This window comes from Galbitalea soli (genome assembly GCF_010686725.1).
Classification (GTDB): domain Bacteria; phylum Actinomycetota; class Actinomycetes; order Actinomycetales; family Microbacteriaceae; genus Galbitalea; species Galbitalea soli.
The window spans coordinates 611,242-628,038 of sequence record NZ_JAAGWZ010000002.1 but is presented as its reverse complement, the minus strand read 5'-3'; the positions used below and the strand labels follow the sequence as shown (position 1 = coordinate 628,038).

The window sequence follows — 16,797 nt, the reverse complement described above, 5'->3', positions numbered from 1 at the left end:
GAGATCTTCGGTCAGGTGGCGACGGAACCCCGCGACGAGTGAGGCCGGTGATCAGGACTCGTCGCGGCGACGAAGAAGAAGCCGGTCGAACTGCATCTAAGGAGGCTATCACCCGTCACTCGCACGGATGCGGTCGCGGCGCAGCTTGATGAGGCTCGCCCCCGTGGCCACCCCCATCGAGACGATGATGACGGCGAGCGACTCGACGGTGCCGATCTCGGGCGCCCACTCGACGTGCTCTCCCCCGTTGATGAACGGCACCTCGTTGGTGTGCAGAGCGTGCGCGATGAGCTTTATCCCGATGAAGAGCAGCACGGCCGCGATGCCGTAACTGAGGTAGGCGAGCTTGTCGATGAGGGCGCCGAGCAGGAAGAAGAGCTGGCGCAGGCCCATGAGCGCGAAGACGTTGGCGGCGAACACGAGGAACGGGTTCTGCGTGATGCCGAAGATCGCGGGGATCGAGTCGAGCGCGAAGAGCAGGTCGGTCGTGCCGAGGGCGATGAAGACGACGATCGCGGGGGTGAAGGCCCGCTTGCCGTTCACCGTCGTGCGCAGTCTGACCCCGTCGAACTGGTCGGTGATGTGGATGCGGCGGCGCAGCAGCCGGATCACCGCGCTCTCCGACTCCTCCATCTCGCGGTGACTCGTGAGCGCCTGGTGCACCGCGGTGTAGAGCAGGAACGCGCCGAACAGGTAGAAGATCCAGGCGAAGTTGGCGATGAGGGCGGCACCGAGCAGGATGAACAGCCCTCGCAGCACGAGCGCGATGATGATGCCCACCATCAGCACCTCCTGCTGCAGCTCACGTGGCACCGAGAAGCGCGCCATGATGATGACGAAGACGAAGAGGTTGTCGATGCTGAGGCTGTACTCGGTCAACCACCCGGCGATGAACTCACCGGCGTGACTCGCGTCGCCGATGGCCCACAGCAGCGCCGCGAACACGAGGGCGAGTGCGACGTAGAGGCCCACCCACAGGCCCGACTCCCGCGGTGACGGGATGTGCGGCCGCCGATAGGCGAGAACGAGGTCGGCGGCGATGACGAGCACCATGACGATGGTGGCTCCGGTTTCGAACCAGACGGGGATGACAGCTTCCACGAGGGCTTCCTTCGGGGTGCGGGACGGCATGAGTCGACCCGAAAGTCTCTCCCGCACCGGGGCTTCGACCGAGGCGGCGCTGATGCGCTCGCCCTCGCGATCTCTGCCCGCGATGCCGCCGTGCCCGGAGTCCCGACGGCGGGACTCGTGATGACGATCACGACGTGATTGGGATACTCCCCTTCGCGTACTCCCAGCCTAGCGGGTGCCGGCCGGTACTCGGCGGTCACACCCGGGGCTGGAGGTGCGCGTAGCTCTCGGGGTGGGTGCGGAGGAAGTGGGCGAACGACGTGGGCGGGCGGCCCAGCAGGCGCTGGACATCCGGGCTCACCTCGGCGAGCTCGCCGTTGGCGATGGCCTGGTAGGAGGTGACCCAGCCCTCCACCTCGAACGCGGGCGCCCCGAATCGCGCGCGCGACGCGTAGGCCTCCTCCTCCGTCTCATCGACGTAACCGACGGGGCGACCGGATGCAGTGGTCAGCAGCTCCGCGACCGTCGCCATGCTGATCGCCTCGGGCCCGGTGAGGTCGTAGCTCGCTCCGTCGTGGGGCGAGGCCCCCGGCTCGGCGCCCCGCGCCGCCCGCAGGACCGTCGCCGCGACCTCCGCGATGTCGGCGCGCGCGACCGCGCCCAGCACCCCGTCTCCCGCCGGACCCCGGATGACCCCGTCGTCGCCCGCCATGAACGGGAGGAAGTCCTGGTACAGGCTGTCGCGGAGGAAGGTGAAGGCCAGACCCGTGTCGCGGATGGCCCGCTCGGTGAAGAAGTGCTGGCGACCGAGGGTGAAGGTGCTCGTCGCCGTCGCGCCCAGGAAGGAGATGTAGACGATGCGCCGCACCCCGGCGGTCGCCGCGGCGCGCACGACCGTGCGGTGCTCCTCCAGCCGGGTCGCGCTCTCCCGCCCCGACACGAAGAACAGGGTGCCGACGCCGTCGAGTGTCGCCGTCATCGCCGCTTCGTCGCCATAGCCGGCCGCACGGTGCTCGTGTCCCGGCGCGAGCGCGCGGGCGTCCCGTCCGATCAGTACGTGCCTGCCGGGGAGCTGCGCGAGCACAGCGCCGCCCAGCGCGCCCGTGGTTCCGGTGAGCGCGATCGTGTCGGCCGGGGTCTGAGTCATGCTGCGAGCGTACTTCTCCGACAGGTGTCCGAGAAGTGGTAAACTTGTCGGAATGGATGAGGCAATCGGTCGCGGAGCGACGAAAGCCTCCTCAGATCCCCGGGCCGAGAAGACCCGACAGGAGATCTTCGCGGCGGTCCGCACGATCGCCACCCTCACCGTCGCGTCCAAGCGCAACGAGGGGTTCACGGTCACCGACATCGTGAACATCGCGGGCGTCAGCCGCTCCTCCTTCTACGCCCACTTCGCGAGCCTCGACGAGTTGGCCACGCAGTTCATCCGCGAGGAGTTCGCCGCGATCGGTCTCGCGGGCGTCGATCTCGACAGCGAGGACTCGCTCACCGGTGTCGAGGCCGCGCGCATCGGGTACACCCGCCTCATTGCGCACATGGTCGAGCACTTCCCGCTCTACTCCACGGTGCTCAGCCTGCCGGAGACGCGCAGCGCCTACGACGGCATCGTCGAGGCCTACGCGAAGCGACTGCTGGAGACCGTGATGGTGCTCTCCACAGTTCCCGACGGCGTCGACGCCGACATCGTCACCACCTACATCGCGGGAGGTGCGCTGACCGTGATCGGTACCTGGATGCGCGGCACCCTCGATGCCTCCGACGACGAGCTCGTCGACCAGCTGGTAGCGCTGCTGCCCGCGTGGTTGACCGACGCTCGGGCATCCACCAGACCACCCTCCCACCAGAAGAACTGAGGCACACGATGAAGCTTGAAATCGGCGAGACGCTCGTCTACCCGCACCACGGCGCGGTCACGATCACCAGCATCGACACCCGCACCATCAAGGGCGTCGAGAAGAAGATCATGACGCTCAACGTGCACACCAGCGAGCTCACCATCCAGCTGCCCGTCGACAACGTCGACCTGGTCGGCGTGCGCGACGTCATCGACGAGGCCGGGGTGAAGGCCGTCTACGAGGTGCTGCAGAACGGCTTCGTCGAGGAGCCCGGCAACTGGTCGCGTCGCTACAAGGCCAACCAGGAGAAGATGGCCAGCGGAAGCGTCTACCGGGTCAGCGAGGTCGTGCGCGATCTCTGGCGCCGTGACCAGGACAAGGGCGTCTCGGCGGGTGAGAAGCGCATGCTCGAGAAGGCGCGTCAGATCCTCGTCTCCGAACTCGCGCTCGCCCAGTCGCTCACCGACGAGGAGGCCTCCGTGCTCCTCGGCGAGGTGCTGAGCGAGATGCCCGCCGGAGCGCCGACCCCCGTCGCGTAGTCGCCGCCGCTTATCGCCGCTCGGACTCGATCCGGTCGGCGAGGCGGTGCACGGCGTGGTCGTGCGTCACGCACCGGCAGGCGAAGCGCCCGTCCGTCTCCTGCGGGATGACCAGCGGCGCGAACTCCTGCGCCGCAACGTCGACGAACCCCCGCTCGCTCACCCCGAAGTCGGGCACCCCGATGAAGGCGGCGAACGACAGGATCATGAACGGCGAGCGAATGGTGCAGCCGAGCTCTGCGACCGCGGCGTGCGCGTCGGCGAGGCGCGCCGCCGTGGACTCCCACGGCTCATCGCTCATGAGACCGCCCACCGGGAGCGGCACGGCGGCGAGGACGGTGTCGCCCTCCACCGCGACGAATCCCCCGCCTCTCTCGCGGAGCGCGCGCACGGCTGCCGCGATCTCCTCGTCACTGCAGCCAACCGCCACGATGTTCATGTTGGTGCAGTTGGTGCTGGCGGCGATCGCTCCGCGGGTCAGCCCGAAGCCCCGCACGAAGCCGACCCCGCACATCCCGTCGCCCCAGTGCCGGTCGATCACCGCCATCTTCAGCACGTCGTTGCCGAGGTCGAGTTGCACTGCGCCATCGCGCACCGGCAGGTCGATGTGGAAGCCGCGCTTGAAGTAGCCGTCGTACATCTCGACGGCCTGCACCCGCTCGACCTCCCCGGTGCCTGCGACGCGGAGCGCGTCGGGATCGATGTCGTCGGCGACCACGAGGGTGTCCCGGGTCCACTCGGGCACCGGGTCGTGGTTCTCGAAATCGGCCCGCCCGTCGCGAGCGACCACCTGCCCGCCGACGATCACGAGGTCGGGGCGCACCTCCGCGAGGTCGGGGATCAGCTGCAGGTCGGCGAGGCGCCCCGGCGCGATCGATCCGATGAGGTGGTCGAGGCGGTAGTAGGCGGCCGGCTGCCAGCTGGCCATGCGGTAGGCCTGCGCCGGCTCGACCCCGACCGCGATGGCCGCGCGAACGCTGTGGTCGATGTGGCCCTCGCCGGCGAGGTCGAGGGCGTGCTTGTCGTCGGCGCAGAAGCACATGTGCCCGAGTCCCGCGCGCACCGCCTCCAGCTCGCCGAGGATCGGCCCGATGTTGTCGTTCATGGAGCTCGACATGATCGTGATCATCGCTCCGAGTCGCACCCGCTCCATCGCCTCCGCGGCGGTCGCGGCGTTGTGGTCGTCGGAGATACCGGCCGCGAGGTAGCCCCAGAGCGACTCGTCGAACTGGCGCGCGGTGTGCCCGGTGATGCGCTTGCCGTTCACGAGCGCCGTGCGGAAGCGATTGTCGGCCTCGCGCGAGTAGTCAAAAGGGTTGGACTCCCCGAGTGTCACGGTCGTGGGCTCCGCGAGCGTGGCGAGCACCTCGGCGTCGTCGATGACGGCTCCGCCTCGCTCCAGCGTGCGGCTGATCGGCGTCTGCGGAGTCACCTGGTCGAAGATGCGCAGCGGGGTGCCGGTCTGGCCCATGTACTCGATGCCGCGCATCCCCGAGACGTTGGCGAGGCAGTCGGCGTCGGTGAGCACGGTGGTCGTTCCGCGGGGGATGCTCAGCCGGGCCAGCTCGCCCGGGGTCAGCATCGTGTACTCGATGTGCAGGTGCGCGTCGATGAAGGTGGGCACGACGCTGCGGCCCGCTGCCTCGACGACCGTGGTGGCCTCGAGCCGCCCGACGGGGGTCACCGCGGCGATGTGGCGCCCCGCGATGACGACGTCGCGCGGCAGGAACTCGCCCGTCTGCACGTGCAGAACGTTGCCGCCGCGCACGATCAGATCGGCGGGCTCGCGGCCCGCGGCGACCGCGCGCAGCCGGCCGAGTTCGTCGAGCGTCGGCAGTAACTCCGGCCGGAGCGCGGTCACGCCGCGCCGCCGACGGGCAGGGAGCCCGCGATCAGGCGACCCCGGCTCACGACCGCCTGGATGTTCTCGACCGCCAGATCGGCGATGTCCTCCCACGGCCGACCGCGCACGATCACGAAGTCGGCGCCGAGGCCGACCGTGATGCGCCCCACGGTCGCCCCGAGCCCGATGCTGTCGGCCGCGTCGGAGGTGGCGGCGATGAGGGCCCGCTCTGCCGTCCAGTCGAACGCCGCCGCCATCATCCGCACCTCCCGCAGCTGCTCGCCGTGCCGCACGAAGCGACCGTTCGCGTCGGTGCCGAGCACAAACCGCACCCCCGCGCGCCCCGCCGCGAGGAACGCCGGGTCGCGTCCGCCGACGACCTCGCGGGCCTTCGCGGTCGCGTCCTCGCGAACGCCCTCGAGTCCCGCCGCGACCACGTCGTTGATGATGAGCGTCGGCGACACCGGGATGTTCGCGGCCACGAGCCGGTCGAACTGCTCGGGCAGCACGCCGGTCGCGTGCTCGATCGAGTCGGCGCCGACCGCGAGGGCGATGTCGATCCCCTCCGCCGTGTGCGAGTGCGCGGCCACGAGCATTCCGAGGGCGTGAGCTTCATCGACCGTCGCCTCGAGCTCCGCACGGGTCTGGTTGCGCCAGCCCACCCTGTCGCCCATCGAGAAGATGCCGCCGCTCGTGTAGATCTTGATGCCGTGGGCGCCCTCGCGGGCCCACTGGCGCACGAGCCGGCGGCACTCGTCGGGTGAGTCGGCGACGGGCGGGCGGTCGCGGAAGCGCGGCGGGGTGAAGAGGTCGCCGTGGCCGGCGGTCATCCCCACCGGGCCGTCGCTCAGCAGGCGCGGACCCTGCAGCACGCCCTGATCGAAGGCGCGACCCACCGCCATCTGCACGGGCGTCGCAGCGAGGTCGCGCAGGGTGGTGACCCCGTGGGCGGCGAAGCGCTGGGCGTGGGCGGCGACGTGCATCGCCTTCTCGGCGTCGGGTGTGACGAGCGGCCAGGCGTCGCCGGGGCCGCGTCCGTCGAGCACGCTCGTGTCGAGATGCACGTGCGTGTCGACGAGCCCAGGGATGAGCGAGTAGCCGGGAAGCGCGTCGGTCGCGGCGGTGACCGACTCGATGCGGTCGCCCGACCAGCCGATCGTCACGGCGCCGAGCGAGCGCTCGCCGTCCCACGTGCTGATTCCAGTGATCGTGTCTGTCATGGCGTCCTTCGCGGTGTCGGGGTCGTGGTCAGTGGGCGGAGCGGATCGCGGGGCGCTCGGGGTGGCCGGCGCGGATGACCCTCCCGACGCGCCTCCCCGTGAACCGGGCATCCTCCACCACGCGCTCGCCCGCGAGGAAGACGTCGCGTACGCCGTCGGGCCGCGCGAACGGGGTGTGGGGCGAGCCCGCCTCGTGACCGATGCGGGCGGGATCGAACACCACGATGTCGGCGATCGCGCCCGGCAGCAGCACGCCGCGGTCGACGAGCCCGAACTGGGCCGCGGTCGCGGAGGTCATCTTGCGAATGCCCTCCTCGAGGGTGATCACCCCGAGGTCGCGCGCGTAGCGCCCGAGCACGGTCGGGAAGCAGCCCCAGGCGCGCTGGTGGGCGAGGCCCACGGGAATCGAGTTGTCGGAGCCGATCATGATGAGCGGGTCGGCGAGGATCTGCTCCACGTCGGACTGCGCCATGAGTTCGTAGACCATCATCGAGGACGGGTCCTCCGTCACGACCGCGCAGAGGGTGTCCCACTCGCTCAGCTCTCGTCGCTCCGCGACCTCGGCGAGGGTGCGGCCCTGCACCCCGGGGTCGGAGTGCATGCTGATCATCACGCCGGCCGGAGTCGTCTGGTGCCAGGATCCCGGCGACCCGCCCTCGGCGGGGACCCGACCCGAGGTGGCGACGGCGAGCCAGTGCGAGCGCTCCGCCGCGTCGGCGAGGCGGGCGAGCATCCGGTCGGGGCCGCCCTCCTGCACCGCGCTCGGCAGCAGCGCCGCGAGGAAGGTCTCCCCCGTCGTGTACGGGTACTGATCGCCGTAGGCCTCGATTCCCTCGGCGCGGGCGGCGCGCAGCGCGTCGAGCAGCACGCGGGCGCGACCGTGGTTCGCGCGGCCGGCGACCTTGCAGTGCGAGATCTGCAGCCGCACGCGCGCGCGCCGCGCAACCTCGATCGCCTCGGCGAGCCCCTCCGCGAGACGATCGCCCTCATCTCGCATATGGGTGGTGTACGGGCGCTGCCAGCGCGAGGCGACCCGGGCGATGGCGCTCACCTCGTCGACATCGCCGTAGGAGCCCGGAGCGTAGATGAGCCCGGTCGAGAACCCGATCGCTCCCGCCGCGAAGGCGTCGTCGGCGAGGGCGGCCATCCGCTCGGCCGCCCCGTCCGCGAGCGAGACGGCCATGCCGTTGGCGCTCATCCGGAGGGTGTGGTGGCCGACGAGGGAGGCGATGTTGTTGGTCGGTCCGGCCGCCTCGACCTCGTCGAGGTAGCCCGCAAAGCTCCGCGGATGCGACTCGACCCCCGCCTTGACGGTCGACGAGATGGGGCGGTGGAGCTCGACCGTCGTCTCGTCGACGAGCGGCGCCGCCGAATTGCCGCAGTTGCCCACGATCTCGGTGGTCACGCCCTGATAAAGCTTGAAGGGCTGCGGCTCGGCCATGAACGGCACGACGTCGGAGTGCGTGTGCGGATCGATGAACCCCGGGGCGACCGCGAGTCCAGTGACGTCGATGACGAGCGCTCCCCGCGCGTCGAGCACGGGTGCGACGGCGGCGATTCGGTCCCCGGAGATCGCGAGGTCGGCACGGATGCCCGGCGCCCCCAGCCCGTCGAACACCGTTCCGCCGCGCAGCACGACGTCGTAGCGGGGAGCGGTTGCCGTCACTGTCTTTCCCATCCGGGCGCGCGGCCCGCTCGCCCGGTGTCGCGGATCCCGGCGGGGCGTCGGCCGCGGCGGTGGACCCACGGCGCCGGAGCAGTAAGTGCTGACGACTCTAGCCCGTGGCCCAACATGTCAACAAGTTGGGCGACGGCGCGTGCCGCCCGGCAGGGCGCAGGCGGGACCGGGGCGTCAGGCTCGCGTCGCCCCGCCGCTGCGCCCGGCCCGCGTCAGCGAACGTGCCGCACGATCTGGCTGTCCGCCCCGTGCGGGTTCACCCAGGGCGCGCTCACCGTGCGCACGAAGGAATAGGTCACGATCTGCGGGTTGTGGGTCTCCGCCGCGTGGAAGACCCGGCGCCCGCTCGCCGTCACCCCGATGATCTCGAGGGTGAGCGCCGCGGAGCCGAGCGGGAGCCCGGTGGGCGTCGCCGCGGCCTCATCGATGGTCGTCACTCCCGGGGTCGCGACCTCCCAGACGATCGATTCGCCCCACACCTGCTCGGCGAGCGAGAACACCGACTGCTCCGGGTCGAGCTCCGGCCGCGCGCCGGCCGGGAAGGTCAGCGTGTTCTCGGCGACCATCGCGGCGGTACCGTCGGCACGCCAGCGCTTGACGACCCGGAAGGCGGTGGCGTCGGCATCCGGGGTGAGGATGGAGGCGATGCCGCGCGTGAGCGGCGTGAACCCGGAGTCGATCACCTCGACCTCCGCCCGGTACCCCATTCGCTCGAGAAGCTCGCTGTGCTCGAGCTGGTCTTCCAGCCGCACGCTCATGCGCAGGGCGAGCGGGTCGACGACGGTCGCGGCACCCTGGCGACGGATGACCACCCCCTGTCGCTCGAGGTCGGCGAGCGCGTGCCGCACCTGCTGCCGCGAGCAGTCCAGTCGCTTCGCGATCTCGAGCTCCCCGGGAAGCGCCTGGAACTCGAGCGCGGCTTCGCGCACGAAGCGCAGCACTCCCCCGCGGATCACGTCCTCGTCGGACCGGGTGCGGGCAGCGTGGGTGTCGGTGGCGGACATATCGGTTCACCTTTGCTGTTCGGAGGGCGCGTGGGCGGTGCGATGGTGTGGCAAGCTCGACCGAGATTATCAGTTGCTTGTTCACAAGTACGGCCACCGCGGTGCGTTCGGCGGGGGCCGTTCACCCTGGGAGGCCCCGTGGCATTCGGTTCCGAGATCGCGCGCGGTCGCAGCATCCTCGTCGTTCTGGAGCCCGGCGACGACGCGATCCCGGCGCTCGCCGCGGAGTGCGCGCGCCACGGGATCGCGCAGGGGTTCATCCCGGTGTTCTCGGGCGCGTTCCGGCGGGTCACCGTGGTGGGGACCGATCACGCCATCGACGATGAGGATGCGCCGCTGCCCGAGGCCGTCACCGTGCGGAACGCCGAGGGGTTCGGGTCGGGGACGGTGGCGACGACCGACGGCGAGCTGGTCATCCACCTGCACGTCTCGGTGGGCGAGAAGGCGCGGTCGGCGGCCGCCACGACGGGACACCTGCTCACCGCCGAGGTGCAGTACCCGGTCGAGGTCGTGGTGGAGGAGATCGTCGCGCCAGAGCTCGCGCGGCGCGTGAACGAGGCCTCGCGCGGGCTCGCCACGCTGACGTTTCCGCGGGGCTGAGCGCCGGGTAGACTCTACTTGTCAACAAGTTGAAGTCCGCCCTCGCTCGTCCCGAAAGGCCCGCATGCACTCGTCCCCCCTGGCACCCTCTGCCCGACGCGTCGACGAGAACTCCATCCGGTTGCTGCCCAAGGCCGAGGTGCACGTTCACCTCGAGGGCACCTTCGAGCTCGCCGACCTTCTCGAGCTCGCCAAGGAGTCGAAGGTCGCGCTGCCCGGTCCGGCGGCGACCCTCTTCGACATCGACACCCACTTCGCGGAGTCGGCCGGTCACCCCGGGGGCGCGGGAGCCGGCGCCGCCGGCCTGAGCGGCTTCCTGCGCTTTCTCGACTGGGAGTGCGGGCTGATCCGCACCGCCGCGCAGGCCGCGCGCACCGCCTACCGATTCGCCGCGCGGCAGAGCGCCTCGGGCATCCGCTACACCGACGTAATCATCAACCCGACCCACTGGTCGGGCTGGCCCGGCACGATCGACTCGCTGTTCGACGCGCTCGCGCAGGGCTTCGCCGAGGCGGAGCAGGACGGGCTCTGCCAGGTGCAGATGGCGCTCTCGCTGCTGCGGACGCAGACGCGCGCCGAGGCGACGGGCGTCGTCGAGTGGCTTGTCGAGGCACGCCCGGCGCGGGTGATCGCCCTGTCGGTCGACGGCAACGAGCGCGAGTCGGGGCGCACCGGTGAGAAGTTCGCCGAGGCGTTCACGATGGCCCGGGATGCCGGCCTGCGCCGCACCGTCCACGCGGGCGAGTCCAGCGGCCCCGAGGGCGTGTGGGATGCCCTGCTGCTGCTCCACGCGGAGCGCATCGACCACGGCGTCCGCTCCATCGAGGACCCGAGGCTCGTCGACTACATCGCGGAGCACGGAATCCCCCTCGACGTCTGCCCCCGCTCGAACCTGACCCTCGGGGTCTACCCCGACATGGAGCGGCACCCGCTCGCGGAGCTGCGGGAGCGCGGCGTCATCGTCACCGTCAACACCGACGACCCCGCGCCGATCGGCACGCGGCTGGAGAGCGAGTGGGCGCTCTGCGCCGACAGCTACGGCTGGGACGAGAACGACATGATCGATCTCGCGCGCACCTCGATCGCCGCGAGCTTCGCGACGCCCGAGCTCAAGGCGAGCCTGCTCGCCGAGCTCGCACCGCTCGCCTGACGCCGCGAGCGGGCGTCGCCGCCCGACCCCGCCGCTGGCGGCCGCGCGGTCGCCGGTGTAAACTGAGCAACGCGATCAGCACTAGCTGTTCGAAGTAAGCCTGGCAGTCATCCGGACGGTTCGACGAGCCAGGCTCGCGACTTTAACGCGACCGGGCTCTTTTCCCCGTCGTCAGCCGCAGGCGGACGGACTCACGGCATCAGAGTCGCTGGATATCGGCGATCATCGGGCGTGCGCGACGCAGCCAATCGCCGCCCCGGTAACAGCACCACGCAACGACATCGCTCACCCAGAGGAGCGGGTGTTCGTGGGCGGCAGCATGGCCGTAGGTCACCGACCGATCACGGCGGTGCCGGAGAGCCGCGAGGATGATCTCCCGATCCTTCGCTTCGACTGATTCGTCACGCTCCAGGATGACGTGCTGAGCCCGCGAATCGACGAGATCGTCGAGGAGCGCGGTCAGGCATCGTGCTCGCGCAATCTTGTCCGGCACGCCCCTCACGCAATACACGACGACGTGCAGCTCGAGCCCCGCCAGGGCCGCGAGGAGCGTTCGTCTGCTCGAGTCGGACTCGGAAGTGAAGTGAATCCGCCGCTGGCCGGGGCGCAGAAGCGAGCGGAGGTGCTTCTCCAACCGCGCCACGTCGTTCTGCCCTGCCGCGGTGGCGGCAAGAAAATACCCCTTTGTCTTGCTTTCATCCACGTAAACACGTGATCCGTCGCCGAAGCGTTGCAGAGTCTGCTCCCGTCCTCAGAGGTCCGATGAACCGCCCCGCATACCCCGCAACGCGAAGAAATCCTCGACGAGAATAGCCGACGCCTGACGCCGCGCGCGGGCGTCGCCGCCCGACCCCGCCTCTGGCGGCCGCGCGGTCGGTCAGCCGATGCCGGAGGATGCGGGCGGCGCGGAACGGCGGCGCCCCAGCTGCTTCGAGCGCGCGAGCAGGTAACGCGAAACCACACAGAGGATCGCGACGGTGACGAGGTACGGCAGCGCCTCGAAGATCTCGACCGGCAGCCCGAAGTCCTTCGTCTGCGCCAGGAGGGCGAGGCTGTTGAACAGGGCGAACAGCAGCGCACCGCCGAGCAGGCCGAGCGGACTGCGCCCGGCGATGATGACGACCGCGAGCGCGATGAACCCCGTGCCGCCCGTCATGCCGGGCGTGAAGGAGCCGATGCTCGACAGCGCGACGGCCGCGCCGCCGAGCCCCGCGAGACCCCCGGCGATGATCGCCGCGATGAGCCGATAGGCGCGCACCGGGATGCCGCGGGTGGTCGCGACCACCTCGTCGTCACCGACGGCGCGCAGGCGCAGTCCGAACCGCGTGTGCTTCATGACCCACCAGGCCACGATCGACAGGAACACCGAGAGGTAGAAGAACATGCCGGCGTTCGCGAGCCCCGGGCCGATGAGCGGGATCGACGTCAGCGCGTCGAGGTGCAGGATCGGCTGCGTGGGCGCGGTCTCGTTGGTCTGACCCGCCGGGTTGAGCGCCTGGAAGAGATAGGTGCTGAGGCCCGCCCCCAACAGCCCGATCGCGACCCCCACGATGATCATGTCGGCCTTGCCGAACGCCGTGGCGAGACCGAGCAGCAGCCCGAAGACGGCACCGGCGAGGATGCCCTCCAGAGCTCCCGCCCAGAAGCCGCCGCGCAGCGAACCGATGACACCGAAGACGGCGCCCATGAGCATCATGCCCTCGATGCCGACGTTGAATCCGCCCGCTCGCTCCAGGAAGATCTCGCCGAGCCCGGCGAGCACGATCGGTGCGCACAGGGAGAACGCGCCGGCGATGACGACGGCCCAGAAGGTGAGTCCGGTCATGGGGTGGCCTCCACTTCTCTCGTGACCGCGGCGGCGGCCGGTCGCGGATCCTCATCGTCGCCCGATGCCGCCCTGGAACGTCGGCTGAGCAGCGTCTGCCGGAACCTCCCGCTCGCCAGCGCGAGCCCGGCAGCGAGCAGCAACACGCCCTGGGTGACGGTTCCGATCGACGCGGGCGTCGTGCCCGTGGCGACCTGCACCCCGTTCGCACCGGTCGTCAGGGAGGAGTACAGGATCGCGGCGATAAGGATGCCGATGGGGTTGCCCCGCCCGAGCACCGCGACGGCGAGCCCGGCGAAGCCGATCCCCGCGCTCACCCCCGGGCCGAGCCGGCCGGCCACGCCCGCGAGCTGCATCCATCCGGCGAGTCCCGCGGTCACGCCCGAGACGAGCATCGTCGAGACGACGGCGCGGGTCGGGGTGAGACCGAGACGCGCGGCGAGGATGGGGCGCTGCCCGTAGACCTCGATCAGGAAGGCTCCCCGGCTGCGGTTCCAGATGACGGCAGCGACGACGAGCACGAGCACGAGCGCGGTGCCCCAGTGAAGCTGCCCCTGCACCGGGAGCAGGGGGATATCGAAGGAGTCGGGCAGAAGCTTGCTCTGCGACGCGACCACCTTTCCCGGGTCGCGCAGTGCGGTTCGCAGGAGGAAGGTGAGCAGGTAGCTCGCGATGTAGTTGGCCAACAGGGTGAACAGGATCTCGTTCACACCCCAGCGCACGCGGGCGAGTGCGGGAAGGAGCGACCAGAGCGCCCCGCCGAGGGCACCGGCGAGGGCACCGATGACGAGACCCACGAGGAGCGGCACGTGCGGACCCACCGCGAAGGCCGCCACCGTCGAGAAGATCGCCCCGACGACCATCTGGCCCTCGGCGCCCACCGTGACCACGTTGGCGCGCAGGGCGACGCCGACACCGACGGCGACGAGGGTGAGCGGTGTGGCGTAGGCGAGGGTCTGAACCAGGTTGAAGCCGTTGCCGAAGGCGCCCTCGAACCAGCCGGAGAGCGCGAGACCGACGTCGCCGCCCGTTCCCGCGATGAGAATGAGCACGATCACGAAGCCGAGCACGACGTAGGCCGCGCCGATCGCGGTCGAGCGTCGGTTCAGAAAACTGCGAAGACGGGTCATCGTGCTCCTCCCGCGGGGGCGTCCGCCGTGTGGTCGACGAGCCCCGCCATGGCGCGGCCGAGCCGTTGCAGGTCGAACTCGGCGGCCGTGAACTCGTCCACGATGCGCCCCTTCGAGAGAACCAGGATGCGGTCGGCCAACTCCCGCACCTCGTCGACGTCGGCCGACACGAGCAGCACCGCGGTCCCCGCGTTCGCCGCGCGCCGGATATCGGAGCGGATCGCGGCGGCCGCGTGCAGATCGAGGCCCTGCGTGGGACCGTGCAGCACCGCCACCGCCGGGGCACCGTCGAGCTCGCGACCGACGAGCAGCTTCTGCTGGTTGCCGCCCGACAGGGCGCCCGCGTTGATCGCGGGGTTGCGCGGCCGCACGTCGTGGCGCTCCATGAGCCCCTTGGTGAACTCGGTGATGGCGCCCCACTGAAGCGCCCCGCGCCGCCGGAAGGCGGGATCCGAGAGCCGGCGCAGCACGGCCGAGCGGGTGACGGGCGAATCCGAGAGCAGGAACTCCGCCCGCACCTCCGGCACGTAGGAGACACCGTGCTCCCGCGCCACCTCGGGGCGCCCGCCGATCTCTGCGCCGCCCACGCTCACGGAACCGGCCAGGGGCTCGATGATGCCCACGGCCGTGTCGGCGAGCGTGCCCTGGCCGTTGCCGGCGACACCGAGGATGCCCACGATCTCGCCCGCGCGCACGGTCAGTGACACGTCCCGCAACGGCACGACGCCCGACCCCTGGGCCGTGACCCCGTCGAGGACCAGCCGGTCGTCACCGCCCTCGTAGAGGGTGTGGGTCTCGGGGGCGGGGATTTCGCCGACCATGGCGAACACGAGGTCATCATCCGTGACGTCGGCGACCTCGGCATCGAGGGTGACACGCCCGTGCGAGAGAACCGTCACGTGGTCGGCGACGCTGCGGACCTCGTCGAGCCGGTGGGTGATGAGGAGCACGGTCACGCCCGTCGAGGCGAGCGCGGTCACCTTCTCGAAGAGCAGTCCGGACTCGTGCGGCCCTATCGCGGAGGTCGGCTCGTCGAGCAGGAGCACCCGCGCGCCCTGGGCGAGGGCGATGGCCAGCTCGCCGAGCTGCCGCTCCGCGAGGCCGAGCGTGCGCACGGGAGCGCTGAGATTGAGGGTGAGGCCGGCCTCGTCGGCGACCGCGCGCAGCGCGCTGGCTGCGGCACGGCGATGCGCGAGCTGGGTGGGGCGGGTGAGGATGAGGTTCTCGACGAGCGACATCTCGCCGATGAGGCTGAGCTGCTGCGGAACGAGCCCGACGCCCGCGCGGATGGCGGCCGTGCGGTTGCCGAAGACGACGGGTTCACCCGCCAGTTCGATGCGACCGGCGCTGGGCTGCTCCAGGCCGGCGAAGATCTTGAGGGCCGTCGACTTGCCGGCGCCGTTCTCGCCGACCAGGGCGTGGACGGTTCCGGGTTCGAGTCGAAGGTCGACGCCCACGAGCGCCTGGGCGCCTCCGTAGTTCTTGGAGACGCCCAGGAGGGAGAGTTCTGTTCCGCGTGCGGTGCTCATCGCTCTCCCTGTGCTCTGGTGGACGGTGGTGCGATCGATTACGGCAGGGTCGCCGGGATCTTGGTGGTGCCGTCGACGATCGACTTGCCGAGCGCCGTGATCTGGGCGCCCAGATCGGAGGTCACACCGGGAGCTGCCGCAACGGGGTTGAGGTCGTTGAAGACGAGACCGCCGTTGTCGATCGTGGCGATGTAGGACTTGTTCGCGAAGTCGCCCGAGGCCACGTTTCCGACGATGCTGCGCAGTGCCGGAGTGAAGTCGAGGGAAACGAGCCCGATGTTGACCGCCGCCGCGTCGGAGGAGGAGGTCTTCGAGGCACCGAGGGTCGCGATCCCGGCCTGCTTGGCCGCGGAGAGCACGCCGGGCGTGTAGCCCTCGGCTCCCGTGATGATGAGCTTCGCGCCGGCCGCGATCTGCGCCTTGGCGGCCTGGTTGGCCAGCGAGGAGTCGGTCCAGCTGCCGGTGAAGATCGGCTTGAGCACCTTGACGCTCGGGTTCGAGGCCTTGAGTCCGTAGTCGACGTACTTGTAGGTGGTCTCGTTGAACGCGGCGAGCTCGCCGTCGACGACACCGACCGTGTCGACACCCGTCTTGCCTGCGATCCAGCCGATGAGGTAGCCGTCCTGCTCGCTGGAGAAGGTCCAGGTCTCGACGTTCTTGGTCGCCTGCTTGAGGATGTCCTCGCCACCGGTCGCGACGAAGTCCGTGTTCGGGTCTTCCTTCGCGACCTTGAAGACGGAGTCGGAGAAGCCGATGCCCCAGCCGATGATGAGGTTGTAGCCCTCGGCGGCGTACTGGCGCATGATCGGCTCGGAGTCGGTGGCCGTGGTGACGGACTCGCGGATGGAGAGCGAGATCTTGCCCTCCTTCACCAGTGTCTTGGCGGCGTCGGCGACGTACTCGTTGAAGCCGCCGTCGTTCTGCAGACCGCCCAGGATGACGGCGACCTTCGGCTTGGCGACCGCGCCCGAGCTGCTGGTGCTCGAGGCGGAGGGGGTCGCGGAGGAGCACGCCGTCAGGACGGCGAGCACGGCGATGGTGGCGGCTGCCACGGCTACTTTTCTCAGTTTCATGGTGCGGGGACCTTCCGAGTGCGGGATAGGGAGTCGGTGCAGATGCAGGGTGGCAACGAGCGGAGCCGCACAGCGGGGCTAACTTGTTGACAAGTTGGATTCTACGCACCCGCTCCGAGCCGCGCGCAACGTTACGGCGCATTTCGTCACACGGCCCGTCGTGCAGAAATTGCTGGTCAAAGGCGCATTGACTCGCCGATCATCCGGCCCGCAGGCCCTCAGGTGCACGGTGTCCCCTGCCAGAATAAATGCGAACTTCACGACTTGGAAACATGTCCGTCACAAAGCGACACAGGCGGA

The 16,797-nt window shown here is 70.2% G+C and carries 15 protein-coding genes; 4 read left to right on the top strand and 11 right to left on the bottom strand.

The annotated features are described in order from the left end of the window. Nucleotides 1–108 precede the first annotated feature (108 nt). Together G3T37_RS09095 and G3T37_RS09090 are read right to left on the bottom strand one after the other, a co-directional pair. Nucleotides 109–1,131, bottom strand: coding sequence for a TerC/Alx family metal homeostasis membrane protein (locus G3T37_RS09095; protein ID WP_174247757.1), 1,023 nt, complete (start codon nt 1,129–1,131; stop codon nt 109–111). 196 nt (nt 1,132–1,327) lie between these two features. Beyond that, the gene (locus G3T37_RS09090; RefSeq protein WP_163473275.1) at nt 1,328–2,218 is read right to left on the bottom strand and encodes an SDR family oxidoreductase; all 891 of its coding nucleotides are present in this window, start codon (nt 2,216–2,218) and stop codon (nt 1,328–1,330) included. Nucleotides 2,219–2,270: 52 nt separating this feature from the next. Between G3T37_RS09090 and G3T37_RS09085 the strand changes: the two genes are divergently transcribed. After that, entirely contained in the window at nt 2,271–2,924 is a 654-nt protein-coding gene (locus G3T37_RS09085; protein ID WP_163473273.1) for a TetR/AcrR family transcriptional regulator, read from the top strand. 8 nt (nt 2,925–2,932) lie between these two features. Next, nucleotides 2,933–3,445 carry a CarD family transcriptional regulator gene (locus G3T37_RS09080; protein WP_163473271.1) on the top strand — a complete coding sequence of 171 codons (513 nt, stop codon included), beginning with the start codon at nt 2,933–2,935 and terminating at the stop codon, nt 3,443–3,445. A gap of 10 nt (nt 3,446–3,455) precedes the next feature. Here G3T37_RS09080 and G3T37_RS15315 read toward each other — a convergent pair whose 3' ends face one another. The 4 genes from G3T37_RS15315 to G3T37_RS09060 form a co-directional block, all read right to left on the bottom strand. Continuing rightward, nucleotides 3,456–5,306, bottom strand: a complete 1,851-nt coding sequence (locus G3T37_RS15315) for an adenine deaminase C-terminal domain-containing protein (protein WP_163473269.1) — start codon at nt 5,304–5,306, stop codon at nt 3,456–3,458. Beyond that, a complete protein-coding gene (locus G3T37_RS09070) occupies nt 5,303–6,508 on the bottom strand; it encodes a metal-dependent hydrolase family protein (protein ID WP_163473268.1) in 1,206 nt (401 codons plus the stop codon). Before G3T37_RS09070 ends, G3T37_RS15315 begins: the two co-directional genes overlap by 4 nt. 28 nt (nt 6,509–6,536) lie before the next feature. After that, nucleotides 6,537–8,174: an amidohydrolase family protein gene (locus G3T37_RS09065; protein ID WP_206673807.1), complete on the bottom strand. Its 1,638-nt coding sequence runs from the start codon at nt 8,172–8,174 to the stop codon at nt 6,537–6,539. 224 nt (nt 8,175–8,398) lie between these two features. Next, nucleotides 8,399–9,190: a GntR family transcriptional regulator gene (locus tag G3T37_RS09060; protein ID WP_163473264.1), complete on the bottom strand. Its 792-nt coding sequence runs from the start codon at nt 9,188–9,190 to the stop codon at nt 8,399–8,401. A 138-nt stretch (nt 9,191–9,328) separates the two neighbouring features. On the opposite strand from G3T37_RS09060, the gene G3T37_RS09055 reads away from it, so the two are divergent. Further along, nucleotides 9,329–9,790 carry a PCC domain-containing protein gene (locus tag G3T37_RS09055; RefSeq protein WP_163473262.1) on the top strand — a complete coding sequence of 154 codons (462 nt, stop codon included), beginning with the start codon at nt 9,329–9,331 and terminating at the stop codon, nt 9,788–9,790. A 64-nt stretch (nt 9,791–9,854) separates the two neighbouring features. Next, nucleotides 9,855–10,940: an adenosine deaminase gene (add, locus tag G3T37_RS09050; protein ID WP_163473260.1), complete on the top strand. Its 1,086-nt coding sequence runs from the start codon at nt 9,855–9,857 to the stop codon at nt 10,938–10,940. A gap of 199 nt (nt 10,941–11,139) precedes the next feature. On the opposite strand, the gene G3T37_RS09045 is transcribed toward add, so the two are convergent. The 5 genes from G3T37_RS09045 to G3T37_RS09025 form a co-directional block, all read right to left on the bottom strand. Continuing rightward, nucleotides 11,140–11,643 carry a hypothetical protein gene (locus G3T37_RS09045; protein WP_163473258.1) on the bottom strand — a complete coding sequence of 168 codons (504 nt, stop codon included), beginning with the start codon at nt 11,641–11,643 and terminating at the stop codon, nt 11,140–11,142. A 174-nt stretch (nt 11,644–11,817) separates the two neighbouring features. Beyond that, nucleotides 11,818–12,765, bottom strand: coding sequence for an ABC transporter permease (locus G3T37_RS09040; RefSeq protein WP_163473256.1), 948 nt, complete (start codon nt 12,763–12,765; stop codon nt 11,818–11,820). Continuing rightward, nucleotides 12,762–13,895, bottom strand: coding sequence for an ABC transporter permease (locus G3T37_RS09035; protein WP_163473255.1), 1,134 nt, complete (start codon nt 13,893–13,895; stop codon nt 12,762–12,764). Before G3T37_RS09035 ends, G3T37_RS09040 begins: the two co-directional genes overlap by 4 nt. Further along, nucleotides 13,892–15,424 (bottom strand): ABC transporter ATP-binding protein, encoded by a 1,533-nt coding sequence (locus G3T37_RS09030; protein ID WP_163473254.1) that lies wholly within the window; start codon nt 15,422–15,424, stop codon nt 13,892–13,894. Before G3T37_RS09030 ends, G3T37_RS09035 begins: the two co-directional genes overlap by 4 nt. A gap of 38 nt (nt 15,425–15,462) precedes the next feature. After that, complete coding sequence (locus G3T37_RS09025; protein ID WP_163473252.1) at nt 15,463–16,476, bottom strand: BMP family ABC transporter substrate-binding protein; 1,014 nt, start codon at nt 16,474–16,476, stop codon at nt 15,463–15,465. Between the last annotated feature and the right edge of the window lie 321 nt (nt 16,477–16,797).